The 507-nt window shown below is 75.9% G+C and carries 1 protein-coding gene; it reads right to left on the bottom strand.

From position 1 onward, the window contains the following. Window positions 1–6: 6 nt before the first annotated feature. A partial coding sequence (locus CCN72_RS37770) for a nitroreductase family deazaflavin-dependent oxidoreductase (protein ID WP_107430328.1) occupies window positions 7–507 on the bottom strand: 501 nt, incomplete at its 5' end.

Below are 507 nucleotides of genomic sequence, written 5' to 3'. Positions count from 1 at the left end.
GGGTGCTCAGCGGCCGGACGGCCGCTCGGTCAGCCGGAAGAGCCTGATCTCCCGGCTGATCCGCTTCTGGTAGGCGGCGTACGGCGGCCAGAACGCGAGGGCCGCCGCCCACACCGCCGCCCGCTCCTCCCCCTCCAGAAGTACGGCGGTGACGGTCACGTCCGCGCCCCGCCAGCTGATCGACACCCGCGGCTGGGCGAGCAGATTGTGGGTCCAGGCGGGATGTCCGGGCCGCCCGAAGTTGGACCCGACGAGGATCCAGCTCCGTCCGGCACCGGCCCCGCCCCCGGCCCCGTCCTCCGGCATGCACGCCAGCGGCGTCCTGCGCGGCAGCCCGCTCCGGGCGCCCGTGGAGGTGAGGACCAGGCCGGGCAGCATCGCCGTACTGAGCAGCCTGCGCCCCCGGGTGAGCCGGTGCACGCCCCGGTCGAGCGCCGGGATCACGTAGGGGGCGACCCGGGCGAACCCCCGACTGGCCGACACCCTCCGCACCACCCGCACCCCGAC

This window comes from Streptomyces murinus (genome assembly GCF_002154555.1).
Taxonomy (GTDB): Bacteria; Actinomycetota; Actinomycetes; order Streptomycetales; family Streptomycetaceae; genus Streptomyces; species Streptomyces murinus.
Note: the sequence above shows the minus strand (reverse complement) of the source record. Positions and strands in the feature narration are given on the sequence as shown.